Origin of the sequence: Prevotella illustrans, assembly GCF_017426725.1 — a bacterium.
Taxonomy (GTDB): domain Bacteria; phylum Bacteroidota; class Bacteroidia; order Bacteroidales; family Bacteroidaceae; genus Prevotella; species Prevotella illustrans.
This window is the reverse complement of record NZ_JAERMS010000002.1, coordinates 150,232-176,203: the sequence shown is the minus strand read 5'-3', so window position 1 is coordinate 176,203 and position 25,972 is coordinate 150,232. Positions and strand designations below refer to the sequence as shown.

The following is a 25,972-nucleotide window of genomic DNA, read 5'->3' as shown; positions in this document are numbered from 1 at the left end:
AAGGGTTGCGTATAAACTTCTCTAAACATGTCGCTTAATTTTGATCAGTTACTTATTTATACGTAACTTTGCCTTCAGAAATATGAAAAGAAATGTATCGATTAATACTCTTCTTCGTTTATCTTACAACAGTAATGTATCACCAACAGGCCATGTCACAAATCCGTATTCACTCGATTGGTCGTCAACGGTCGTTTCCACATACGGTACCGCATGCCAACTATAGCGGAATCGCCTATCTCGGAGGCCAAAGATATGCCGTCGTAGACGATAAATCGCCTAAAGACGGATTTTATATTTTCGAGATAAAAATGGATTCCATTACCGGTCGGATTGAAAATGTAGAAAGAAAAGAATTTAGAGGAAACACCTTTGGCAATCGCGATTCAGAGGGGATTGCCTACCACAAAGCGTCAAATTCGATTTTAATAAGTGGTGAAGCAGACAATCAAGTGCTGATATATGATACATTAGGCAACTATTCCGAACGGCGTTTAGAACTGCCACAAGTGTATCGCCAACTGCCGAATAACTTAGGATTGGAGGCATTATCATGCACACCGGACGGGCAAACGATCTTTGTTGCCAACGAATCGTCGCCCTGTTACATCACAACTTTCGACCAGTGTTTCAAAAAGAAAGGTATATACAGATTTGAAATAGATAACAAGCAGAGTAACAGCTGTTTAATTGGTATTAGCGAAATTTGTGGTTTAAGCGATACGACATGCTTGGTTCTGCAGCGTGAGATTTGCATTCCCAAACTGAAAATTGGCTCACACGCGGACTGTAAAATCTACTATACCAAGTTGATCAATACGGGAGATACGATAGGATATACACAAAAGACATTGATTGCCGGCTGGACCACGCGTCTAAACCTGACAAAGCGCTCTTTTGCCAATTACGAAGGAATGTGCTTGGGACCCAGATTGTCAGGAAACAGACAATCTATCATTTTGGTATCGGACTCACAGGCCGGCTATAAAGGAATGTTGAAAGACTACTTTAATTCAATTGTCGTTGAAGAATAAGACACGCCCAATGGTCTTGTTGAAAACGTTTGATTTCGGCCAACTTCAATGATTCTGCCTTTTCCAAAAGCAAAGGAATATCTTCTAAATAAAATCCACTGACAATCAGATAGGATTGTCCGGTCATCACTTCTACATATTTCGGCATGTCATTGAGCAGGATATTCCTGTTGATATTAGCGAGTACGTAATCAAAGCAACCACTGATATGGCTGATTACACCGGCATCCCCATGTAATACGGAGACATTGTTGACTCCATTGATCTTGGCGTTGTGAATCGTATTATTGACACTCCATTCGTCAATATCAAAGCCTATAACTCTTTCTGCTCCAAGTTTGGAAGCTACCAAACAGAGAATCCCGGTGCCACAGCCGCAATCCAAAACAGACTTACCCGTAAGATCCATACCAACCAGCATTTTGATCATCATTTGAGTGGTCTGATGCGTGCCTGTTCCAAAGGCTTGTACGGCATCAATTCCTATTAAGATACTGTCTGGTCGTGGTGGATTGACAATATTCTTTTTCGCGTCGAACACGATAACCCTGTCGTCAATATTTATCGGCTCAAATCCTTGCTGCTCCCAAACATAGTTCCAGTTTTGGTCCTGAACTTCGGATTTAACGTAGGATATCTTGACGTCAGGAATCGGGAAATCGGCTATCAACCGATCTAATGCCGCTTCATCAATAAGATTTTCTTGCACATAGCCTATATATTCGCCATTTTTATCTTCAAAAGATTCAAAACCACAATCTGCTGATAAATCCATCAGAATATCTTTTGAAGGTTGCAGTCGCTCATCACTGCATTTGAACCGGAATCGGTAGCTGAGATATTTCATTTTACAATGCTGTTAATTATGTTTGCAAATATATAAAAAATAGGGATAATCCTATATAAGATTAGGGAAAATCCTTACTTTTGTAATAAACATAGATATACATTTGCAACATAAGATTAAAAAGTTAAAACAATAAAGGAGGCACAATTATGAAAAGAATGATTTTATGCTTAGCCCTGTTTGGAGTTTTGCCATTAAGCATGATTGCACAGGACGATGACGTCTACTTTGTCCCAAAGAAGACTGCCGAAGCAGAACGCTCCTATGGACGGATTGATCAAAAGTCTGCCTATTATGTGGGTAGCAAAAGAGATGTTGACGAATATAATAGGAGAGGGAAGTATTGGAGTCACTACCAGAAGATCGGAACCGACACAAAAGGGAATGATATTATTGAATTCAGAAAGGGTAATGGACTTTATCCTGATTCAATGTATATTGATACAACGTTTGTAGGGAGATATTACGACACGATGGTAGAAGACGCCGATGATTTTCGATATTCCACGCGTATGCGTATGTGGGACGGTTTCTATGATCCGTGGTTTTACCCATACTACATGAATTATCCATATTATCGATACAGATATTACGGATATGCCTATAATCCTTGGTACACGCCATGGTATAACAATTGGGCGGGCTACTATGGATGGTATGATCCATGGTATTATCCCGGATGGTATGGTTATGGCTGGGGGTATCCATATTATTATGGCGGCTACTGGGGTGGCGGTTATTGGCCACATCACTATGTAACGGTTACTCAGTCCAATCGTCCGGCTGGATGGCACAGCTATTCTTTCGGAAACAGAGCTGATAGCTATAATAGACAAAGCTCAAAAGGGCGGACATTTTCATCACGCGTAGAAGACGGCACTTTCCGTTCGCGCGGCTATACACCGAATAATGACAGAAGTTCGAATGTCTACCGAGGACACAACGGTACATTCTCCGGAAGAAACAACACGCCAACTCGCAGCTATACTCCGGAATCGTCATTCCCGTTGAGTGGGGGCTTTGGCTCACGCGGAGGTGGAAGCTTTGGCGGCGGCAGTACGGGAGGCGCACGCAGTGGTGGTAGTTTCGGAGGTGGCGGCGGACGTTTTGGCCATCGTTAAATTCCATTCGAAGAGTATAATTTGAATTTAAGAGAATATGATTATGAATAAAACAATAATATCATTAGCCATATTAGGGATGGTAGCCATTCCCATGACGGCGCAGGAAACATATCAGGATACCAAGATGGTCGACAACGACCTGAACGGAACAGCCCGATACGTGGGCATGGGAGGCGCCATGGAAGCGTTAGGCGCGGATATTTCAACCATAAGTTCAAACCCCGCAGGCATCGGTTTGTTTCGCAAATCGCAGCTAACGTTGTCGGGAGGGCTCGTTACACAACAGGATGCGAAAAACAAAATATCCTTCCGGGGGTCTGATTTGACTATTAACGGCGATAAGACAAATCTAAGTTTTGATCAATTAGGATTTGTATGGACAACAAGAATGCCGAGCAACTCGTATCTGAATGTGGCTTTCAATTATCACAAAAGCCGGAATTTTGACCAATTACTTACTGCGGCAAACCAACTGAGTTACGCGTCTCAAAATAAACAAACGGTAAGAAAGTATGCTTATGGCGTAAGTCTGAAGAACAAAGAGATGGCTAACTATATGTGGAACGCCGTAGATGCCGGCTATAGTCGGCTCTTACAATATCGCAATGTAGATGAAAAAGGCCAACCGGTTGATGAATACGCCTATATGAATGCTTCCGATTATCTGTTTGGGCAATACCAGAGTGGCTATATCGGCGAGTATGATTTCAATCTAAGTGGCAACATTCATGACAGAGTTTATCTTGGACTGACGGTCGGCCTTCATGATGTGCATTATAAGAGTGCCAGTACCTATGGAGAAAACCTTGTAAATAACGCCATCGCCGGCTCGGAAGAGAATCTGGAGATAACCGGCACCGGTTGTGACATTAAAATCGGCGCGATTTTTCGCCCGATAGAAAGCTCCCCATTTCGTATCGGCGCCTATGTGCACACACCCACTTGGTATAATCTGACAATGAAAGGCAACGCCTCGGTCTACCTTAATGGCTTGAAAGATACGGATGAGAAAATGGGACCTAACAATGGTACGCAAAATAATTCAACGTCTCTGGAATACAAATTATACACGCCATGGAAGTTTGGATTGAGTTTAGGTCATACCGTTGGGAATCAGTTGGCGTTAGGAGCTACGTATGAGTATGCTGATTACAGTACGATGGATAATCGTGTAATTGACGGAGGATATTACGACTACGACCCATACATCGGCGGTTATAACTATTACGATTCGAGTTCTTCCGATCAGACAATGAACGAACATACCAAAAACACGTTAAAGAGTGTTTCTACGCTTAAACTGGGTGTTGAATTTAAGGCCATGCCCGATGTCGCAGTCAGACTGGGTTACAATTATGTGTCTCCGATGTTCAGCAAAGACGGTTATAGAGACGGTTCGCTCCTCTCACAAGGTTCAGCCAATGCTACATCCACAAACTATACGAATTGGAAGAGCACCAACAGAATCACTGCGGGTATCGGTTATACGTTTAAGAAATTCTTTGCGGATTTGGCCTATCAGTATAGTATGACCAATGGAGATTTCTACCCGTTCATGGCATATTATGATAATCCCAAAGACCCGAGTCCGTCAATAGAAGACAATCTTCCTACCGCGTCTAAAGTCAGCAATAAGCGTCATCAATTACTAGTAACACTTGGATATAAGTTTTAATTGATTGCATGATATACTCTCCTTCGTGGAGTTGCGTATGGCTGCCCCCCGAAAGTTAAACAAGAAACTTTCGGGGGGCAGTTCCGTATAAACAAATATGGGATTATTTGGGCTCACCTGATCATTTGTGGGGATAAGTTTGCAAGTGATGAAATCTCCATCCTGACTCCGTGATTTTGTCAGAAAAAATCGCATTATTTTAACACTTCCGCAACATGTCATCTAACTGCCGGAACGCTGAAAAATCCCTTCGCTTTTTCGATTTCTGCACCTTTTTATGCCCAAAGCTATGCTTTTATCGGCTCAAAGCATAGCGATTACGGCCTAAAAGCATAGCTATTAAGGGTAAAAAAGCGAGGGGCAAACACCTTTAAAAGCACAACATGTTGATAACCAGCGTTTTATAAACTTGCTCTACAATCGCTTATTTGCGCCCAAGTCTTTTCTTTTTCAAAATAATGCCACTTTTTGAATGGTGTATGTAAAGATTATTCAGGGTAAAGACATAAAGAAAACCTACCCCGGCCCTCCCGAAGGGAGGGTGCACTAACTGAAAAGAAAAATATGTCCTATGTCTTTATGTCTTTATGTCAAAAAAAACATTAGAAAACACGTCTTTATGTCTACGCACGTATCGCTTTTACAACAAGATTTGCAAAATACGTCTTTATTTTCCCCTTTATCAAGCTTCTTATTAAGCGATTTTAGGGGGATATTAAGGTTTTTAAGGTGCAATAATGCCATAAAAACAATCTTTCTATTAAAAAACCTCAAATTTACAACTCGCTTTTTATTATTTTTGTATAGTCTTTTGCGGTTCTTGCATAAATGTTTCTTGCGGAATTGCCCGAAAGATGATCATCCGGCATGCGAATTTCAGCAGACAGGAATGTGGCACGCACAACAGCGAAAAAGATCGGAGGATGTCAGGAAAGATGATACAACGAAAAGATAGTTCTCACATTTTAATGTTTAATTTCAAACTTCACATTTCAATTTCAGCCCCCCAATGTTTAATTTCAAATTTTAATCTCAATATTTAATTATTTAATTATTTAAAATTATTTCAAAGTTTCAATGTTCAAATTTAAGATGAAACATTCAATTATCACTCAGAGGCTCGGCCTCTTTCTCTTCGCCCTGGTGCTGGTAGCGCCGGCAGAGGCGGAAAGCGCCTCGGACAACGAGGGCAACTACTTCAACATCGCAACGAAGGATAACTGGCAGGAGTTCTGCAAACGCGTAAAAAGTGGCGAGACTGCCCTTAATGCCAAGCTGACGGCCGACATCGACCTTGGGTCGAACTTAACGATGGTGGGCTCGGGTAGCCAAAAGTATTCCGGCACGTTCGACGGACAGGGACATACACTGACGATCGACTGGAACACCGGATCAGCCGATGGGATAGCCCCCATTCAGTATGTGAATGGCGCCACCATCCGCAACCTGCACACCAAAGGGCGGATCACGTCGAGCGGAAGCTTTCTGTCCGGATTGGTTTTTGCCGCGTTTGGCACAAACACCATCTCCGGTTGCGCCAGCGACGTGACTCTCACGAGCAACTATAAAGATGGGCCATGCAGAGTGGCGGGCATGGTTCACCATGTAAACAAGGATGCCAGAATTGACTTTACCGACTGCCTCGTCAAGGGAATGTTCGACGCCACGATGCAGAGCGGCAAGCAAGGAATGGGCGGATTTATATACCAACAGTTTGGTACCTGCACCCTGAACAACTGCATCTACCTCGGCACGAACAACGCCACCCACGAATTTAGCTACACCTTCGGCAAGAACGCCAACCTCAAGAACTGTTATTACCTCAACGCCTGCGGCAATGCGCAGGGCGCGCCGATAACCGCAGAACAACTGAAGAGCGGCTACGTGGCCAAGCTCCTGCAGGCCGACCGCACCGACCGGTGCTACTGGGCGCAGGTGCTGGGCGACATGCCGGACCTCTACAGCGAAGCCGACAAGGCAAAGACGAACTACGTGTATTACGACGCGGCGAAAAAGCGCTGGGCGTGCGACGACTTCCGCATCACCGACGACAAGCCGCAGCCCATCGGACTCGACTTCACCGCCGCCAAAGCGACCTACGAGCGCGACTTCACCGCAGGAAAAGCTACAGTGTGCCTGCCCTACGAGCTGCCTCGTAACGGCTTCAAGGTCTACAAATTCTCGGGCGGCAACAACGGCAAAGTCTACTTCAAGGAAGCAACAGACAAGATCGAGGCATACAAGCCTTACCTGCTCACAGCCGACGGCACGCCACAGCTCGGCGGCGAGAATATACAGGTGAAACTTTTCGACCCCGATGCCATGGTGACGATCGTCAACAATCATGTCTTCAGGGGTACGATATCCGGCATGGACAACGCCACGGCAGCCGGCGCCAACGCCTACATCCTGCAGGACGACGGCCTGTTCCACAAGGTGACGGCCGGCAATCCCGCCGTCGTGGTTCCTCCCTATCATGCTTATATCGTCCACGGCTTTCGAGGCGCCAAGCAGCTCTCCATCGTCTTCGAAGGCGAGACCACCGGCATCGACGGCATGACGGACGGCACGACAGTCACAGACGGTCCGGTATATGACCTGCAGGGTCGCCGCATGGCTGACCGCCTCGACGACAACGCACGTCGCCAGCTGCCAGCAGGCGTTTACATCGTCGGCGGACGCAAGGTAGTCGTGAAGTAAAAACATCCGTCAGGCGTAGGGGCGTGATTCATCACGTTCCGCTCCACACGGGGAGACACAAACAATCGCGCCCCACGCCATGACAATGAACCCGACGCCAACGGCTGACGCCACGACAGGCGGAACGTGATAAATCACGCCCCGACGGCTGACGACACGGTTCTCAATAAATTTATAAACATTAAAATCAATTTTTAAACATTCAAACAAAATGAAAAGTACATCAAACCAGAAATGAAATCACAACTCATTGAGTTGGAAAACTGCATCCTCGCAGGCTCCATCGACGTGCCTATCAGCGAAGACCCCGCAACAGGTCCGGCACTGTCGAAGGGTCTTAACCTCTTTGGCGACGACGACGAACCGACCGGCACGAGCCGTTCGTCCTCGGTGTGGGACGAATAACTCTCTCTTTATTATCCGGGTGCAGCGTATGGGCGTGATTTATCACGTTCCGCTCCATCCGGAAACAAGCAACCCGAATGGCGTAGAGGCGTGATAAATCACGTTCCGCATTCATAAAACAATGACGAATGACAATGATTCCTATTAAAATGACATCAGACGGAGGCGGAACGTGATAAATCACGCCCCTACGGTTGCCGCAACCCTATATACATATAATAAGGTGAAAACGACAAACGCCTACAGCCTTGCCGAGGTTCGGAAAACGTCAAGACATAACGGATGTTAAATGCCGGAGTTCGGAAAACGTCAAGACATAACGGATGTTAAATGCCGGAGTTCGGCAAACGTCAAGGCATAACAGATGTTAAATGCCGAAGCTCGAAAAGCGTCAAGGCGTAACGGATGTTAAATGCCGAAGCTCGACAAACGCCCCGGCAAACGACGGCAGACTTGTCATACTTGGGCATGCACTGCAGCAAATGACAGAACGACAGCCGAATGGCATCTGCATCGCAGGCGGACAGAGAATAATAAAAACTAAAAAACTAATATTTAAAAACATAATGTTTAATTTAATTTTATCAACATGAAACATTCTATTATTATTAAGAGGCTCTGCCTTCTTCTGATGTTCATGGCTTCCACAATGGGAGTATGGGCGGTGGAGTCTGTATTATTCAACTCCACGGAATCGCCCAAGGGTACGAGGGTCCGCGACCTCAAGAAGGGTCCCGTATCCGTCCATTTCTATAAATGTTATACTTCCCATAGCGGCAATATCTATGAATTGGCAAAAGGCTCGGGAGTTCTCATCAGCGTGCCGGAGGAAAGTTACCGCATCCGCGAGGTTGTCATGGAAGACACCGAAGGAGGTGACGACTGGGACGAGGGCGGACTCAACCGCATAGGTATGTATGAAACAGCCCCAGGCACTCATTACAACATGTTTTTCCAAAAAGACTCCGGCTCGCAGCCCGACGACAACAACATCGTGTTCTCCAGCTTCGACTCGGGCTCGGCGTGGATATACATCGAGGGGCACAAGATGTCGAACAAGGGACAGTTTAAGGCACGCCGCATCACGGTACGTTACGTCAAGTTAGCCAAACCGAAATTCACGCAGGAACAGTATGACTACTACTCTTTTATGGGCGTTCTGCCATACGCGCTGACTCCCAAGGCCGACGCCGGTGGACACAACGGTAAAAATATCAGGTACCATCTGAGCAACAATAAAATTGCGACACTGCTCGTGGGCGGAGGTATGCAAATAAAGCAGCCTGGACAAGGAACGCTTACCATCACTTACGATCCTAATAACGACTATGCTAAAGCGGAGTGCAGCACGACGATCAATGTGAGACGCGAGCGCGTAACATTCACTCCCCACAAAGACATCCCCAGCGTGATTTTAACTGGCAAGCATTACACGTTATATGGGGTATACGGCTTAATCGATTTACAAAACAGTTACAGCCAAAGAAATTTCGATGAAAGCAATCCGCAGTTCAGCGTAACGAGCACAAGACCCGATGTCCTTAGCGTTGCTAACCGCGATCTACAATTCCACGGTACGTCGGGCGAAGCCACTATCACCCTAAAGCAAGAACAGAACGATTACTACGAGGCGTCATCTCTGTCGCATACCTTCATCGTGTTGCGCAGTGATCAAAACGGCACAGTGCTTATCAGGAACGCCGACGAGTGGAGGCTGTTCTGCAAGAGCGTGAACGAAAAGGGCATGACCAATCTCAACGCTAAGCTCGAAGCCGACATTGACCTCGGTGGAGACATCACGATGTTGGGCAACCGTTACTCCGGCACGTTCGACGGACAGAACCACACGCTCACGCTCGGCTGGGATGGCGGCGACGGCTGGATGGCACCTTTCCATACGATGAATGGAGCCACTATCAAAAACCTACGCGTCAACGGGTATATCAAGTCCAAAGGAAAAGGTCTCTCCGGATTGATTCTGAACGTCTATGGCAATACCACCGTCTCGGGCTGCACCAGCGAGGTGGACATCACCAGTGGCAGTTCCGATGGCGGATGCGCATCGGCAGGTCTGATTCAATATATAAGCAGCGATGCCCATGTTTCCATTAACGACTGCCTCGTCAAGGGAACGCTCAAAGCCACGACGGAGATAGGCACGAAAGGAATGGCAGGCTTTGTTTACGATCAGAGAGGCAACTGCACCTTTAACAACTGCCTATACACCGGCACGAACAACGCCGCCGGAGGCTACACCTTCGCCTACAAATCCACCATCAACAACTGCTACTACCTCAACGACTGTGGCGCAACGTATGGCACGAGGGTAACCATCGACCAGCTGAAGAACGGCGAGGTGGCTTATAAGCTGCAAGCCGGCAGAGACACGCAGATGTGGGGACAGACGCTCGGCACCGACAACGCCCCGCTGCTCACCGGCAACGACGCGAAGCGGGTCCGTAAGGTGGACTTCACCTACAACGATCAGGTGAAAGCCACACGCTATGCCACCCACGGCAAAGCCATCTACGGCTCACTGCCCACCCTTACCGCAAAGGACATCATGGGCAGCGACTACAACGAACACCATTATTACACCGGAATCAGCTTTGAGGGCTTCTCGGCTTCCACCACCGTCAATAGCGACCGCACCGTGCGTGTCATTATCAACAAAAATGACTACTACGCAATCGCATCAAAGGAGAATTGGAAGGAGTTCTGCAACATCGTCAACGGCGGACAAACCAAGCTCGATGCCAAGATGACAGCGAACGTCAACCTTGGCGATGAAATCGTGATGGCGGGAGCTGGTGATCACAAGTATTCAGGCACGTTCGACGGACAGGAACATACGCTGACGCTCAACTGGAATAGTAGTTCATCCAGACAATTAGCACTTTTTCAGAATGTGAATAGCGCCACCATCAAGAACCTGCGCACCGAAGGTTCTATCAACTCAAACACTTACGGGTTGTCAGGATTGATTTATTCCTTGGAGGGCGTAACCACCATCTCGGGCTGCGTCAGCAATGTGAATCTCACGAGCAGATATAGTCTAAGTTCAGGATGCGACGCTGCGGGCATGGTTCACCATGTAACCAGCGGTGCCAGTGCTGAGTTCACTGACTGTATCGTCAAGGGAAAGTTCCACGCCACGACCGAAAATGGCAAGGAAGGCATGGGCGGATTTGTATATGGTCAGTATGGCACCTGCAAGATGACCAACTGCCTCTACGCAGGCGAGAACAACGCCACGACAAGAAGCAACACCTTCGCCGACAAAGCCACCCTCACGAACTGCTACTACCTCAACGCCTGCGGCACAGCACAGGGCAAGCAGGTAACTAAGGAGCAACTCAAGAGCGGCGAGGTGGCACGACTGCTGCAAAGTAATCGCAACACGCAGTTCTGGGGACAGGAGATCGGCAAGGAGAACGAGCCGCTGCCTACTGCCGATAAGGCAAAGAAAGTCTACAAGATTGACTTCGCATATAAGGGCAAGGTGAAAGCTTCACGCTACGCCAACCCCGGCAAGGCAATCTTCGGCGGCATGCCAACCTTTATCGCAAAGGACATCATGGACAGCGAATACAATGAGCACCATTATTACACCTTCGCCTTTGGCAATAACTTCAATGCTTCCGTTCTCATCTACAACGACCGCACCGTGGACATCAATCCCACCGAAAAGGACTACTACGAAATCGCCTCGAAGGCTGACTGGAAAGAGTTCTGCGACATCGTGAGCAACGGACAGAACGCCGTCGACGCCAAGATGACAGCGGACGTCGACCTCGGAGGGGACATCAAGACGATAGGAGATGGCGTTCACATGTATTCCGGCACGTTCGACGGACAGGGACATACGCTGACGCTCAACTGGGATGCCGGGACAGCCCACTGGAAATCTCCATTCTACAGTGTGGACGGCTGCACCATCAATAAGCTGCGCGTCAAAGGATCTATCAAGTCTGACGGAAAAGGTCATGCCGGATTGATTCAGAATGCTTATGGCACGGTCACCGTCTCGGGCTGCGTCAGCGATGTGGACATCACGTGTGGCTATAGCACAGACGCATGCAGTGCGGCAGGTATGATTCAATGGGTAGGCGGCGAAGCCAAAGTTACCTTCACCGACTGCCTCGTCAAGGGCTCGATCAACGCCAAGGATGCAGGCAGGAAAGGAATGGCAGGGTTCGTATATAACCAGAACGGCAAATGCACCTTTAACAACTGCCTCTACCTCGGCACGAACAACGCCACCGCCGGCAGCAACACTTTCACCTACAACGCCACCACCAACAACTGCTACTACCTCAACGCCTGCGGCGACACACAGGGCACGAAGGTAACCGAGGAGCAGCTCAAGAGCGGCGAGGTGGCTTATCTGCTTCAGAACAAGCGCGACGGAAACATCTGGGGACAGGAGCTCGGCAAAGACAACGAGCCGCAGCCTACCGACATCGCAGCGAAGCATATATATCAGGTAGGCTTCACCTACAACGGCAAAGTAGCCGCTGCACGCTACGCCAACAGCGGCAAGGCAATCTTCGGCGAGCTACCTGACGAAAAGGAACTCTTAGGCACAGCCTACGATTCCAACAAGGTCTACGCGCTCGTATTCGAGGACGACTTCACGGCTTCCACCACCATTGATAGCGATCGCACCGTGGTTGTAACCGTAATCGAAAACAACTACTTCGAGATTGCCACGAAAGAAGACTGGGCGGCATTCTGCAAGCTCGTGAATAACGGAAACAACAAACTTAATGCCAAGCTGATGAAGGATGTAGACCTCGAAACCGACATCGTAATGGCAGGAAAAGAGAATGTTGAGTATTCCGGCACATTCGACGGACAGGGATATTCGCTCACTGTCAACTGGGATGCCAGCGACAACAAATTAGTATCCCCATTCAGTTGTGTTAAAGACGTCACCATCAAGAATCTGCGCACCAAAGGACAGATCACGTCAAAGAGATTTGGTATATCAGGACTGATCGACGACGTTTATGGCACAAACAACACCATTTCCAGCTGCATAAGCGAGGTGAATCTCACTACCAGCGATAATAGTGTCTCATCTTCAGTGGCAGGCATGGTTCAATCTGTGAAATCAAACTCCAGCGTTACCTTTAACGACTGTATCGTCAAAGGAAAGATGCACTCCACGACCTACGAGGGCAGACAAGGTCTTTCCGGGTTCGTTTATTTCCAGTTAGGCAATTGCCACTTCAACAACTGCCTCTACATCGGCACCAACAATGGTAGAGAATGGGCAGACACATTCTGCGATCATCCTAATACTCTCAACAACTGCTACTACCTCAACGCCTGCGGCACAGCGCAGGGCAAGCAGGTAACCAAGGACCAGCTGAAGAACGGCTATGTGGCTTATAAGTTGCAGAACAACCGCACCGACAAGTGCTACTGGGCACAGCAGTTGGGCGACATGCTCAATTTCTACAATGCTGCCGACAAGGGCAAGACCAACTACGTCTACTACGACGCGACGAACAAGCGCTGGACGTGCGACGACTTCCGCCTCACCGACGGCACACCGCTGTCTATCGGGCTCGACTTCATCGCCGCTAAGGCAACCTACAACCGCACCATCACCACAGCGAAAGCCACGGTGTGTCTGCCTTACGAGCTGCCTCGTAACGGAAGTTTCGATGCCCACACCCTCTCGGGCGGCAACAACAGCGCAGTCAGTTTCAAGGACATGAAGGATAAGCTCGAAGCCTACAAGCCTTATCTCATCACGGTCAACGGAACGCCACAGCTCGGCGGAGAGAACCTGCAGGTGAAAGCCTTCAACGCCGCCGCTCTGACAACCCCGGCCGGTAAGTACCGCTTCGTGGGCACTGTCACCGACATAGACAATGCCACGGCAGCAGCCGCCAACGCCTACATCCTGCAGGACGACGGCCTCTTCCACAAGGTGACGACCGAGCACCCCGCCGCCACGGTTCCCTGCTATCGCGCCTATGTCGTTTGTCCGAAAGCCTCTGCTGCCAAGACGCTCTCCATCATCCTCGACGGCGAGACCACCGGCATTGACGGCGTGACGGACGGCACGACGGGTGCGGACGGTCCGGTGTACGACCTCCAGGGCCGCCGCGTGGCCGACCGCCTCGACGACAACGCACGCCATCAACTGCCCGCCGGCGTTTACATTGTCAACGGCCGCAAGGTTGTCGTGAAGTAAAAACAATCCGTCAGGCGTAGGAGCGTGATTCATCACGTTCCGAATCCCACGGGGAAACGGGCAATCACGCCCCACGCCATGACGGTTCTCAATCAATTTTTATAAACATTCAAACCAACTTTTATAAACATTCAAACAAAATGAAAAGGTACATCAAGCCTGAAATCAAAGCGCAACGCATCGAGTTAGAAAACTGCGTTCTTGCCGGGTCCACCGACGTGCCCATCAGCGAAGACCCCGCAACGGGGCCTGCACTGTCGAAGGGTAACATCTTTGGTGACGACGACGAGGAAGAGAGCAACTCTGACCGTTCCTCTTCCTCGCTGTGGGACAATTAAATCACTTTTCATCGGGGCGCGTTCCATAACAGGAGCGCGCCCCGATGATTTTAAAAAAAACATGCTCTCAGGCGGTTAAAAGTCGAATCTGATTTTCGTATTGAAACGGCGTCCCGTTAAGAAGTTAGGGATCGCGTATTGGATGTTGCTGATATCCGTTATCCAATAATAGCTGTTGACATTGTTCACGCCAAACAGGTTAAGCCCTTCTATGCTTAACCAAACATTCTTAAGAATAGATTTCTTGCTCCGGGCTTCGTGATTGTAGAGCCTGTAGCTGACACCGAGGTCGACTCTCTTGTACGCGGAGGCACGGAAAATGCTCTCGTTAAACTCGCGATGCGGCGCGAAAAAAGGAAGTCCATCGGCGAAAACAAGTTTCAAGCTGGCTTTCCATCGGTCTGTTGTGGGAAAGTAATCCGTAAAGAATAAATTTACGGCGTAGCGTTGGTCTGTTGGCAACAGCACGCTTTTTCCATTTAGCCGCATACGGGTGTCCATGAGCGACAGGCTGATCCAGGAGTCTGTTCCGGGCACAAACTCTCCATATAACTTAAAATCGAGTCCCATTACGTGTCCGTTTCCTTGATTTTTCCCGGTATAGACCACCTTCATGTTGTCTACCGTGTAGGGAACAAGATTGCTCAAAGCCTTATAATAGGCTTCGGCCGAGAACTTATATTTCTGCCTGTTGATCATGAAATTGTGCTCGTAGCCCAGAATCAGGTGGATAGATCGTTGACTCTTGATTTTCTTGTTCAGGTTGACACGTGTCACGCCATCCGTGAGCACGGTGTCTCTCAGCTCCTTATAGAAAGGTGCCTGGTAATACATTCCGGTGGTTATACGAAATACGCTGTTGGTCGAAAACGAAGGCGTGTAGGCGAGTGACAATCGGGGGCTCACGATCGTTTCCTTGTTGAAGTCCCAATGGCTCATTCTGACCCCATAGCTCAACGTAAAGAAAGACGTTTGACTCGCGTTGGTAAAACGATAAATATCTTGAAGATAGGCTTCCGTTCGGCCGGTGTTGAGCGTTTGCTTGCTCTTGAGCGCGTAGATCATGTGAAGATCTTTGCCCGTATGCGGGATGATATATCCTGCCGAATCCCGCATTTCATATTCATTATAGTTCTCGTCAATGTGTTCTCGCTTGTAGAGCAGGGCCGCTTCCAAGTCGTGTTTTGCCGGCTTATGTCGAAACATGAGCTTCACGGTTTCTACATGGGCGTTCAGGTAATCCCTTGAATGCTCGAAATAAGTCCCGACAGCCAGGTTATCGGTATTATTCGCCTGGTTCAGCCAGTATTGTCCTTCTATGTCGTAAGTTTCTTGCTCATGTGTGGAGTAGGCCGAGGCGAGGAGAGAGAGCTTGGTGTTCTTGGTAAGGAGACGGGTAATATCGATACTGCCGAAGTAGGTGGTAAATAAGTCTTTCTCTTTACCGTTGAAATAAACTTTGAAGTTAAGGGCGTTATCGGCGGTGCCATAAGTCGTCGACCTGCTTTTGGGAATAAACGTGTAACGGCTGTCGTTGATATTGCCTATCACACTGATCTCCCAGTGTTTGTTGGGCGTGTATCTCAGATAGGTTTGATAATCAAAGTGGTTGGGCTTATATTCTCCTTTGCTATCGAGTGAGCCGAGCAAATAGCGATTGGTCTTATACCTTATACTATTAAGCCAAGTCAGGCTTTTTGTGGCAAAACCTATATAGGCATCGGCTCCCAGTAAGCTACCTACAAAGCTGGCTTCAAACTGCCGGGGCTTCAGTGTCTTGTAGGTGATATCCAATGCCGAGGACATCTGGTCACCATATTTCACCCCATATCCACCCGTTGAAAAATGGATTTGGTCTACCATGTAGGGATTGATGACGCTCAGTCCTTCCTGTTGGCCCGATCTTACAAGGAACGGGCGATAGATTTCGAGCCCGTTGATAAATACGACATTCTCGTTGAATGAGCCTCCCCTGACATTGTATTGTGACGACAACTCGTCGTGCGAACTGACGCCCGGCTGTGTCTGGATCAGTTCCTCTACCGCGTTTCCCGAAACAGTCGGCAGCTGTCTGATATCTTTCGTTTTAAGCTCTTGGCTCTGTGTAGTCTGTTTCCGCTGCCCTTCAACGACAACCTCGTCTAAGGAATTATGCTGTTGCAGTACCACCTGCAGCGTCTGATTGCCCTGCGGCCTGCGCAACACCCGTGTTTTGGCCCTATACCCGATTAATGAGAATTTAACGACAACACTGTCGGCCGACTCCAAGTTGAGCTTATACTCTCCACGCAGTGTCGTCATGGTGACCTTGCCTTGGCTTGCGACGGCGACGGTAACAAATTCCAATGCGTTCCGGTCTTCGTCGACAACTTTCCCCCGGAGTACAAAATGCTGGGCAAAGGCGGTCTGCAGGCCGAACAGCAGCATAACTGACAATAATTGAAGTCTTCTCATAGGATAATCCGCCAATTTGCGTAGACCGTTGTTTAAAATGATTGCATTTCCTGATAGATTCTTTGCACGGGAAGTCCCATGACATTATAGAAACTTCCTTCCAAGTTTGTCACTCCGATATATCCGATCCATTCCTGTATGCCATAGGCGCCGGCCTTGTCAAACGGGCGATATTTTAAAATATAATAGTTAATCTCGTCGGCTGTCAACTCTTTGAAAGTTACTTGGGTCGTGACGCTGAAGGTCCGTGTCTTCCGCAGGGTAGCCAGGCAGACACCCGTTGTTACCAAGTGTGTTTTGCCGCTCAGAAGCGTGAGCATACGCTTGGCTTCGTCGTCGTCGCACGGTTTCCCCAGGATTTCGTCGCCGACAATGACGACCGTGTCGGCCGTTATCAGCAATTCCTGATGATCCAGTTCGTCCATATAGGCTTGGGCTTTCTTTCGCGCGAGATACACGGGCACCTCCCGTGGCGCCAGATTGGGGGGATAAGTTTCGTCGATATCGGGTTTGACGCTGATGGTGAAATCGATATCCAAGCCCGCCAGCAGTTCTTTTCTTCTTGGAGAGTTGCTCGCTAAAATTATCTGCTTGAAATTCATAAACACTCGGTATAGCAATAATGGCTAAATATATTGTAGACAATTAATTATAAAATCGGCAGAACAGAAACTTTACCAGCCGAAAGCCTCGCTGTCCGTCAACCATTTCCCCTGTGCTCTCATCACCTGTTCGATGATGTCGCGTCCGACTCCGTGGCCTCCTTTCCGATCGCTGACATAACGGCAGATTCGCTTGATGTCGGGGCACGCGTCGGCAGGACAACACGCGCAGCCTGCCTTTTTCATTACTTCAAAGTCGGGAATGTCGTCGCCTACATACAGAATCTCGTTGTCGTTAAGACGGTATTTCTGCCTGAACGCTTCGTAGGTGTTGATTTTGACGGCGCACCCCATGTAGATATCCGTGACGCCCAGCCCTTCGTAGCGCGTTCTGACGGCTTCCGTCCGCCCACCTGTCAGGATAGCAACGCGCAAACCCTTCTTCACCGCGAGCTGAATGGCATAGCCGTCTTTGATATTCACGGTACGGAGCGGTTCGCCATCGGCGGCCAATACGATGGTCTCGGCAGAGAGAACGCCGTCTACATCAAAAATGACGGCCTTGATCTTTGACAGGTTGTAATTTATCATGGGCGATCTTTTTCTGCAAAGTTAATTATAAAATACAAATTAAGCGCATGAATTCTTACAAATAAATTCTTACAAATTAATTCGTCAAACATCTTTACAAATTGCTTGTAAAGAATGGCGTTGAATCGCTCGTTGCGTATTTTGGGACAAAAAACGCGAAAAAATCGCGATTTAGCTAACATGCTTATTGACAGCGTTTTAGGATTTTTCATGGGCCGGTCCTACTGAAACGGTCAGACAAAAGCAGCCCTTTTGCACGGTAAAAGGGCTGCTTTTGGCTTGCAAGAAGGCTGCTTTTACAGTGTAAAAGTGGCCTTTTAGGACGCACAAAACACCTTTTTGAACGTCTAAAAGCGTGAAAATGGACGATTATTTCCGCAAAAAACGCGATTCCATCCCTTTTTTATCATCCTTTTTGAGCTATTTCATGTCCATTCGGGAGGGCTTTTTTTTATGAAAAATATTTAAGGAAATACTTGACAGGTAAATCATTTTTATTTATATTTGCAAAATAATAGTCGGGATTCCTAAACACTATGGCTATGGCAAAGTATAATATCGTCGAAAAAAAAGAGAAAGACGCGGTCTACCGCACCCTGATCAGTCCCACATTGATGGATCAACTTAAAGAGAAGATACTCGACTTGATCTTGATTCAGAAGAAGTATAAAGACAAGGATTACTCTGCCAAGCGACTGGCCGAGGACCTTGGCACGAATACACGTTATATCTCGGCCGTCGTAAACGTGCGCTTTCATACGAACTACACGGCTTTTGTCAACAAGTATCGAATTGAAGAGGCCATGTCTCTTTTAGCCGACCGTCGCTATAAAGACTTGAACATGGAGGACATTTCCGACATTGTGGGCTTCTCCAACAGACAGTCTTTCTACGCTTCGTTCTTTAAAATCAACGGTTGTACTCCGCGTGATTATAAGGTCATGCACATGGTAGCGGAAGAGCCGAAACCCAAGAAGCGGGGACGGAAACCTAAAAACTTAAAAAAGAAATAGGATTTATGGATATATTATCAACCGGCTCTGACACGCGGTTTGCCGATATCCAGATGTTGCGCTATCATCTTCAGGGATTTGACAGGCTTTCGCTGAAGAATAAAATATTCATATATTACCTTGCTAAGGCTACGCTGGTCGGTCGTGATATCACGACCGACCAATTTGGTGCTTATAATATCGTGATTCGGAAGACGCTCGAGAAGCTATACCGCGATTATTCGGGAGATCGCTCTAACACCGAATTCCTGGCTTTTGAAACATACTTGCGGCAAATATGGTTCGCGAATGGTATCTATCACCATTACTCTTGTGATAAATTCCGGCCCGCGTTTTCAAAATCTTTTTTTATCTCCGCGTTTGAAGAACTGAGCGACGAGGAGCTCCCATTGGCGGAAGGGCAGACTCGGCGACAGTTGCTCTCATGCCTGCTGAAAGTTATTTTTGATAAAGACTATTTGCCGAAGCGGGTCAATAAGGCCGATGGGGATGATTTGGTCCTGACATCCGCTTGTAATTATTACGAAGACGTGACCCAAGCCGAGGTAGAAGCATTCTATCGGAAGCAATCCGAGTCTTATGTGAAAAAACATCCGGAGCGCGCGAACAGTCAACCTTCATGGGGACTAAATTCGCGGTTGATCAAGCGAAACGGTAAACTTGAGGAAGAGGTTTACGCACGCGACGGCCGTTATTCAAAGGTAATCGAAAAGATTATTTATTGGCTTGAAAGAGCCGTGGATTACGCTGAGACGGATCAGCAGAAAACCGTTATTCGTCAGCTTATAAAGTATTATACGACAGGAGATTTGTCCGACTTCGATCAATATTCGATCGAATGGTTGAAAGCGACAGACGGAGAGGTTGATTTCATCAACGGATTTATTGAAGTCTATGGTGATCCTCTCGGCTTGAAAGGCTCCTGGGAAGGTATTGTCGAATATAAAAATCTTGAAGCTACGGCGAGGGCGCGCCGCATTAGCGAGAACGCGCAGTGGTTTGAAGACCATTCGCCGATAGACAGTCGTTTCCGTAAGAAGAAGGTCAAGGGTGTTATTGCCAATGTTGTCTGTGCGGCCATGTTGGGCGGAGACGAATATCCTTCTTCAGCGATCGGCATTAATCTGCCCAATGCCGACTGGATTCGGGCCGTGCATGGGTCTAAAAGCGTCAGCATTTTCAACCTGACAGAGGCTTATCATGAGGCTTCGAGAAACTCGGGGATGTTGGAGGAGTTTGTCGTCGACGGCTCTACGCTGGACATTATAAAGCGTTATGGCGATGTCTGCGATGATCTCCATACCGACCTGCATGAGTGTCTGGGACATGGAAGCGGGCAGTTGCTTCCGGGTACGGACCCCAACGCGCTGAAACATTACGGCAATACGATCGAGGAAGCCAGGGCCGATCTGTTCGGCCTTTATTATATGGCCGACGCCAAACTGGTGGAATTGGGCCTTCTTCCCGACGACGAAGCCTATAAAAGCCAGTATTATACCTATTTGATGAATGGCGTTATTACACAGCTGGTTCGTATCAAACCGGGAGAGCGTATTGAAGAGTCGCACATGCAAAACCGTGCACTGATCGGGCGTTGGGTGCTGTCGCATGGCAAAGGAATCGTTTCGTTGTCGAATATCGATGGCAAACATTATATCACCATTACCGACTATGCGGGCTTGCGTGGTTTGTTTGCGCGACTTTTGGCCGAAATTCAGCGTGTGAAGAGTGAAGGCGATTTCGCGGCAGCACGACTATTGGTAGAAACCTATGGAATACAAGTTGATTCCGAGCTTCATGAAGAAGTGTTGGCCCGCTATGGGAAATTGCGTATCGCGCCTTATGAGGGATTTATTAATCCTAAGTTTACGCCGGTGAAGGACGCGAAAGGAGAAATCACGGACGTGCGTGTCGACTATACCGAAACTTATACGCAGCAGATGTTGCGTTATGGTGAAGAATATGGGATTCTATAGCCCAAGCGTGTGAAATCAAAAATAGAAAGATATGGATCAGGAATTAAAACAAAAAATAAACACGATCAAGCAGAGTTTTCGGCTGTATATGAACGGGCCGGCGTCGCAGTCGATGCGTGAAAAAGGCGTCAACTACAAACTTAATTGGGGCGTGTCGTTCGCGGACCTGAAACGCCAAGCCTTGGAATATGGCAAGGACCGGGCACTTGCCATAGAATTGTGGAAAGAAAATATTCGTGAATGCCGTATCTTGGCCACGCTTATCATGCCGGCCGAAGAATTTCCACAGGAGATAGCGGAAATATGGATGGAGCAGGTTGATACGCCGGAGTTAGCCAATCTGTACGCATTCAATCTGCTGCAAGAAACAAAATACGCGCCCGTCTTGGCCTTTCAGTGGATCGCCTATGGCAAGCCCCTATACGAAATATGCGCTTACACGCTTCTGGGGCATCTTTTTCAAAAGAGGATGACTCCTAATGAGCGTGGCATCAACGAATTTCTGGATCAGGCTGCCGTGGCGCTACGCAGCGAAAACAGCTTGGTGAGGCACGCGGTTTACAACTGCGTGGTAAAGTTTGAGGAGATGGACGACGCGTATCGCTTGTTAGCCCGGAAGACTTTGGGGGATATTTTGGATTAATTAGGGAACGATCGGGGCGTAAAATACAGGATTCGAGCCTCGTAAATGAAAAAAATATAGTAATTTTGTCAGCAGAGTTGAAGTATAGTATATGGAAGACAGCGTACCCATCAGAGCAAGAAAAGCTTTAGATCGTTATTTGGAGGAAAACAAGTTAAGGAAGACGCCTGAGCGCTATGCCATTCTTGACGCGATCTACCATATAAAGGGCGCATTTGCGTTGGAAGAGCTAAGTAAGCTGCTTGTCGAAGAGAATTTTCGCGTGAGCAGAGCCACTTTATATAACACGATACGCTTTTTTCTCAAAATACGGTTGGTTGTGCGGCATCGGTTTATGGACGGAACACGCTATACGGCCAGTTTGGCCAAACCGAATCTCTGCCATCAGATTTGTACTGTCTGCGGACACGTCACCGACGTTCAGATTCCGGCGGTGGCACGGGCCATCGGTGAAGTTAAATACCGGCGATTCCATCAGGATACATATACTTTATATATATATGGAGTGTGTAGTAATTGCCAGGCCAAGCAGACACGACGCAAGCAACAAAGCTGCAAAATAGATTTTCGAAAAACCAAAATACAGAATGGAAACAAAGGGTAAAGTTGATGTCCTGCTTGGATTGCAGTGGGGCGATGAAGGTAAAGGGAAAGTTGTTGATGTCTTGACACCCGACTATGATGTGGTGGCTCGCTTCCAAGGTGGCCCTAACGCGGGACACACGCTTGAATTTGAGAACCAGAAGTATGTTCTGCGCTCAATTCCCTCCGGTATTTTCCAAGGTGGGAAGGTAAATATTATCGGCAATGGAGTAGTGCTTGCCCCCGATTTATTTATGAGCGAGGCTCAAGAGCTTGAAAAGAGCGGCCATCCCTTGAAAGACCGTCTTCACATTTCGAAGAAAGCGCATTTGATCATGCCGACCCATCGTCTGCTCGACAGGGCTTACGAGGCGGCAAAAGGCAAAGATAAGGTTGGAACGACAGGCAAAGGTATCGGTCCGGCCTACACGGATAAAGTGAGTCGCAACGGTTTGCGTGTAGGTGATATTTCGGATAATTTCGAAGAAAAGTATGAAGCCCATAAGAAACGCCACCTGTCTATGTTGGAGTCCTTGGGCTGGAATGAGTTTGACGGACTGGCGGAGGCCGAACGTAAGTGGATGGAAGGCGTCGCGTATATGCGGCTTTTCCATTTTGTCGATTCCGAGCATGAGGTTAATAACTTGTTGCGTAGTGGCAAGAGCGTATTGTGTGAAGGTGCCCAAGGCACCATGCTGGACGTGGACTTCGGTTCTTATCCGTTTGTAACATCGTCTAATACGATTTGCGCGGGCGCATGCACCGGTTTGGGAATCGGCCCTAATAAGGTGGGTGAGGTCTACGGTATCATGAAGGCTTATTGCACCCGTGTCGGTTCCGGACCATTCCCCACAGAGTTGTTTGACGAAACCGGCAAGAAGATTCGTGACTTAGGACATGAGTATGGGGCCGTGACCGGGCGCGAACGCCGTTGCGGCTGGATAGACCTTGTGCAACTTAAATATTCCGTGATGGTAAACGGAGTGACGAAGCTGATCATGATGAAGAGTGACGTCTTAGATGATTTCGACACGATTAAAGCTTGTGTGGGATATAGATTGTCTAATGGCGAAGAAACAACAGACTTCCCTTATGAGATAGATCATGTGACTCCTATTTATAAAGAGTTTAAAGGCTGGAAAACCGACATGTCACATTTCACAGCCGAAGAACAGTTCCCGGAAAATTTCCGTACGTATGTTCAATTTTTAGAAACCTATTTAGAAATACCCATTAAGATTATTTCAATTGGTCCTGACCGTGCGCAGACCATCATTCGCAAATAAATAATAGAAAATGTCTCAAAAAACAACAATACCCAAAGGTACACGTGACTTTGGCCCGATGGAGATGGCCAAACGTAATTACATATTCAATACTATTAAAGATGTCTATGCGCTATATGGTTTTCAGCAGATAGAAACTCCGTCTATGGAAACCTTACAGACGCTGATGGGCAAATATGGCGAGGAAGGGGATAAGCTCTTGTTTAAGGTTCTTAATTCAGGAGACTATCTAAGTAAGATTCCGGATTCTGAGTTGCTCGATAGAAATTCTTTGCGTCTGGCCGCCAAGCTGTGCGAAAAAGGGTTGCGCTATGATTTGACGGTTCCCTTTGCCCGCTATGTCGTAATGCACCATGATGAGCTACAGTTTCCGTTCAAGCGTTATCAGATTCAGCCGGTGTGGCGTGCCGACAGGCCCCAGAAAGGCAGATACCGTGAGTTCTATCAGTGTGACGCCGACGTGGTGGGCTCCAATTCGCTGATGAACGAGATAGAACTGATGCAGATTATTGATACGGTTTTTACGAAGTTCGGTATTCGGGTACAAATCAAAATCAACAATCGTAAAATCTTGTCGGGAATAGCCGAAGTAATAGGAGAGGACGATAAGCTGGTAGATATCACGGTGGCCATTGACAAACTTGACAAGATAGGTCTGGATGAGGTCAATAACGAGTTGCGAGGCGTTGGCCTTTCGGAAGATGCCATTCGGAAATTACAGCCTTTTATCACACTGTCCGGCACAAATGAGGAGAAATTGGCTGTTGTGGGAAACGCTCTGGCCGGTTCGGAAACAGGTCAAAAAGGTGTAGAAGAGACCGCCTTTATCCTTCAGACACTTGAGAAAATCGGGTTGCGGAATGAAATCCAATTTGATTTGACACTCGCCAGAGGATTAAATTATTACACCGGCGCGATCTTTGAGGTAAAAGCGCTCGATACTCCTATGGGAAGTATAACCGGTGGCGGCCGATATGACAACCTGACCGGTATCTTCGGAATGCCGGGATTGAGTGGGGTAGGAATCAGCTTTGGCGCGGATCGTATCTATGACGTGTTGAATGCTTTGGACCTGTATCCTAAAGATACAATCAGTCCAACGAAAGTTTTATTTATCAATTTCGGAGAGCGGGAAACCATGTATTGTTTGCCCGGCGTTGCGGAATGTCGTAAGGCCGGAATACGCGCGGAGATCTATCCGGACGCGGTGAAGATGAAGAAACAGATGAGTTACGCGAATGCCAAGCATATACCTTTTGTCGCTTTGGCCGGTGAAAACGAAATGCAAGACGGCAAAATCACGTTGAAGAATATGGAGACGGGCGAACAGCAATTACTTCGTTTAGGAGATTTGGCGACGGTATTAGCCGATTAAAGGTCGTTAAAAAACAAACACTTGCGCGGGTACGGTACGAAATATTACCGTACTTTGCGCATTCTAATAATACAAAGCGATTTATTTTAATACAAAGACTTATGAAAAAGAAATTTATTTGTACCGTTTGTGGTTACATCTATGAAGGAACAGAGGCTCCTGAACAGTGTCCAATCTGTAAGGCTCCCGCAAGCAAGTTCAAGGAAATGGAAGCTGTTGGCGTCGATGATTTGGAATTGGCAACCGTTCATTATCTTGGCGCGGCCTATAAAGAAGGCGTAAGCCGGGAACTGATTCTGCATTGTAAAGATACTTTTGCCGGCGAATGCGGTGAAGTAGGTATGTATTTGGCCATGGCTCGCCAGGCTGATCGTGAAGGTTATCCGGAAGTTGCCCGCGCTTATGAGCACTACGCTTACGAAGAAGCTAACCACGCATCTCGTTACGCGGAGTTGTTGGGTGAGGTTCTTGGTGACACAAAGAGTAACTTAGAGGCCCGGATTGCCGCGGAGAAAGACGCTTGCGCCGAGAAGTTTGCCATGGCTAAAAAGGCAAAGGCCGAAGGCAATGATACCCTTCATGATACGATTCATGAAATGGCAAAGGACGAAGCTCGTCATGCCGCGGGCTTCGCCGGCTTGTATAAGCGGTATTTCAAGTAAGCTGATTTATTCTTGTAAATCAACAGAGGAGACTCTTTAGTAAAGCGAACCCCGAAAGTTAGACGAAAAAACTTTCGGGGTTCGCTTCATAATTACATTCTTGGCGCGTTGTTGGCCGGGAATCCGTCAGCGTCATTCTTCAGATTCGCTCTCGTCTTTCAGCTCTCGCCATTCAACATAAAGCCGCACGAGATTGCTCAAACCAAATGCTTTCATGTTGGAATTATAGATAACGTCTAAGCATAAATCCAGCAAGTCTTTTTGCGTCGCTTCTCCGGATTCTAACAATGATCTGACATTTAAGCGCAACTTGTTTAAGATGCCCTCGTCTATAATACCATTGCTATCGACAAGATTGCGTAATAACTGATATTTCTCAAGCGATTTTAGATGTTCTTCTGATACTTCAATCAGCCTTGTTCCTGTTTTATTTGCTTGTATTTTATACATAAGT

19 protein-coding genes are annotated in these 25,972 nt (G+C 47.6%); 14 read left to right on the top strand and 5 right to left on the bottom strand.

Features of this window, described 5'->3' with window-relative positions; genetic code table 11:
* The first annotated feature begins 92 nt into the window (after positions 1–92).
* Positions 93–1,034: an esterase-like activity of phytase family protein gene (locus tag JHU38_RS01545; protein WP_107582445.1), complete on the top strand. Its 942-nt coding sequence runs from the start codon at positions 93–95 to the stop codon at positions 1,032–1,034.
* Here the strand turns inward: JHU38_RS01545 and prmA are convergent.
* Positions 1,009–1,881 carry a 50S ribosomal protein L11 methyltransferase gene (gene prmA, locus JHU38_RS01540; RefSeq protein ID WP_107582446.1) on the bottom strand — a complete coding sequence of 291 codons (873 nt, stop codon included), beginning with the start codon at positions 1,879–1,881 and terminating at the stop codon, positions 1,009–1,011. The two genes, JHU38_RS01545 and prmA, sit on opposite strands and share 26 nt — an antisense overlap.
* 149 nt (positions 1,882–2,030) lie before the next feature.
* On the opposite strand from prmA, the gene JHU38_RS01535 reads away from it, so the two are divergent.
* The 6 genes from JHU38_RS01535 to JHU38_RS01510 all read left to right on the top strand — a co-directional run bounded on the left by JHU38_RS01535 (position 2,031) and on the right by JHU38_RS01510 (position 14,334).
* Positions 2,031–3,002 carry a hypothetical protein gene (locus JHU38_RS01535; protein WP_107582447.1) on the top strand — a complete coding sequence of 324 codons (972 nt, stop codon included), beginning with the start codon at positions 2,031–2,033 and terminating at the stop codon, positions 3,000–3,002.
* A 43-nt stretch (positions 3,003–3,045) separates the two neighbouring features.
* On the top strand, positions 3,046–4,680 hold the full coding sequence (locus tag JHU38_RS01530; protein WP_107583109.1) for an OmpP1/FadL family transporter: 1,635 nt from the start codon (positions 3,046–3,048) through the stop codon (positions 4,678–4,680).
* A gap of 1,092 nt (positions 4,681–5,772) precedes the next feature.
* Entirely contained in the window at positions 5,773–7,380 is a 1,608-nt protein-coding gene (locus tag JHU38_RS01525; RefSeq protein WP_107583111.1) for a hypothetical protein, read from the top strand.
* A gap of 234 nt (positions 7,381–7,614) precedes the next feature.
* Positions 7,615–7,785, top strand: a complete 171-nt coding sequence (locus JHU38_RS01520) for a toxin PIN (protein ID WP_107582448.1) — start codon at positions 7,615–7,617, stop codon at positions 7,783–7,785.
* Between the two features lie 589 nt (positions 7,786–8,374).
* Complete coding sequence (locus JHU38_RS12360) at positions 8,375–13,996, top strand: filamentous hemagglutinin (protein ID WP_232369797.1); 5,622 nt, start codon at positions 8,375–8,377, stop codon at positions 13,994–13,996.
* Between the two features lie 140 nt (positions 13,997–14,136).
* Positions 14,137–14,334 carry a toxin PIN gene (locus JHU38_RS01510; protein WP_107582450.1) on the top strand — a complete coding sequence of 66 codons (198 nt, stop codon included), beginning with the start codon at positions 14,137–14,139 and terminating at the stop codon, positions 14,332–14,334.
* Between the two features lie 75 nt (positions 14,335–14,409).
* Here JHU38_RS01510 and JHU38_RS01505 read toward each other — a convergent pair whose 3' ends face one another.
* From JHU38_RS01505 to JHU38_RS01495, 3 genes are all read right to left on the bottom strand, one after another.
* Positions 14,410–16,788, bottom strand: a complete 2,379-nt coding sequence (locus JHU38_RS01505) for a TonB-dependent receptor (RefSeq protein ID WP_107582451.1) — start codon at positions 16,786–16,788, stop codon at positions 14,410–14,412.
* 32 nt (positions 16,789–16,820) lie between these two features.
* Entirely contained in the window at positions 16,821–17,390 is a 570-nt protein-coding gene (locus JHU38_RS01500) for a Maf-like protein (RefSeq protein ID WP_107582452.1), read from the bottom strand.
* Between the two features lie 72 nt (positions 17,391–17,462).
* Positions 17,463–17,981, bottom strand: a complete 519-nt coding sequence (locus JHU38_RS01495; RefSeq protein WP_107582453.1) for a KdsC family phosphatase — start codon at positions 17,979–17,981, stop codon at positions 17,463–17,465.
* Between the two features lie 542 nt (positions 17,982–18,523).
* On the opposite strand from JHU38_RS01495, the gene JHU38_RS01490 reads away from it, so the two are divergent.
* The 7 genes from JHU38_RS01490 (at position 18,524) to JHU38_RS01460 (ending at position 25,518) form a co-directional block, all read left to right on the top strand.
* On the top strand, positions 18,524–18,994 hold the full coding sequence (locus tag JHU38_RS01490; protein ID WP_107583114.1) for a helix-turn-helix domain-containing protein: 471 nt from the start codon (positions 18,524–18,526) through the stop codon (positions 18,992–18,994).
* A gap of 5 nt (positions 18,995–18,999) precedes the next feature.
* Positions 19,000–20,970 (top strand): dipeptidyl-peptidase 3 family protein, encoded by a 1,971-nt coding sequence (locus JHU38_RS01485; protein ID WP_107582455.1) that lies wholly within the window; start codon positions 19,000–19,002, stop codon positions 20,968–20,970.
* 31 nt (positions 20,971–21,001) lie between these two features.
* Positions 21,002–21,613, top strand: coding sequence for a DNA alkylation repair protein (locus JHU38_RS01480; protein ID WP_107582456.1), 612 nt, complete (start codon positions 21,002–21,004; stop codon positions 21,611–21,613).
* A 91-nt stretch (positions 21,614–21,704) separates the two neighbouring features.
* Positions 21,705–22,217 carry a Fur family transcriptional regulator gene (locus tag JHU38_RS01475; RefSeq protein WP_107582457.1) on the top strand — a complete coding sequence of 171 codons (513 nt, stop codon included), beginning with the start codon at positions 21,705–21,707 and terminating at the stop codon, positions 22,215–22,217.
* Positions 22,201–23,481, top strand: coding sequence for an adenylosuccinate synthase (locus JHU38_RS01470; RefSeq protein ID WP_107582458.1), 1,281 nt, complete (start codon positions 22,201–22,203; stop codon positions 23,479–23,481). Before JHU38_RS01475 ends, JHU38_RS01470 begins: the two co-directional genes overlap by 17 nt.
* Positions 23,482–23,491: 10 nt before the next feature.
* Complete coding sequence (hisS, locus tag JHU38_RS01465; protein WP_107582459.1) at positions 23,492–24,856, top strand: histidine--tRNA ligase; 1,365 nt, start codon at positions 23,492–23,494, stop codon at positions 24,854–24,856.
* A 101-nt stretch (positions 24,857–24,957) separates the two neighbouring features.
* The gene (locus JHU38_RS01460; RefSeq protein WP_107582460.1) at positions 24,958–25,518 is read left to right on the top strand and encodes an NADH peroxidase; all 561 of its coding nucleotides are present in this window, start codon (positions 24,958–24,960) and stop codon (positions 25,516–25,518) included.
* Between the two features lie 132 nt (positions 25,519–25,650).
* On the opposite strand, the gene JHU38_RS01455 is transcribed toward JHU38_RS01460, so the two are convergent.
* On the bottom strand, positions 25,651–25,968 hold the full coding sequence (locus tag JHU38_RS01455; protein ID WP_107582461.1) for a hypothetical protein: 318 nt from the start codon (positions 25,966–25,968) through the stop codon (positions 25,651–25,653).
* Between the last annotated feature and the right edge of the window lie 4 nt (positions 25,969–25,972).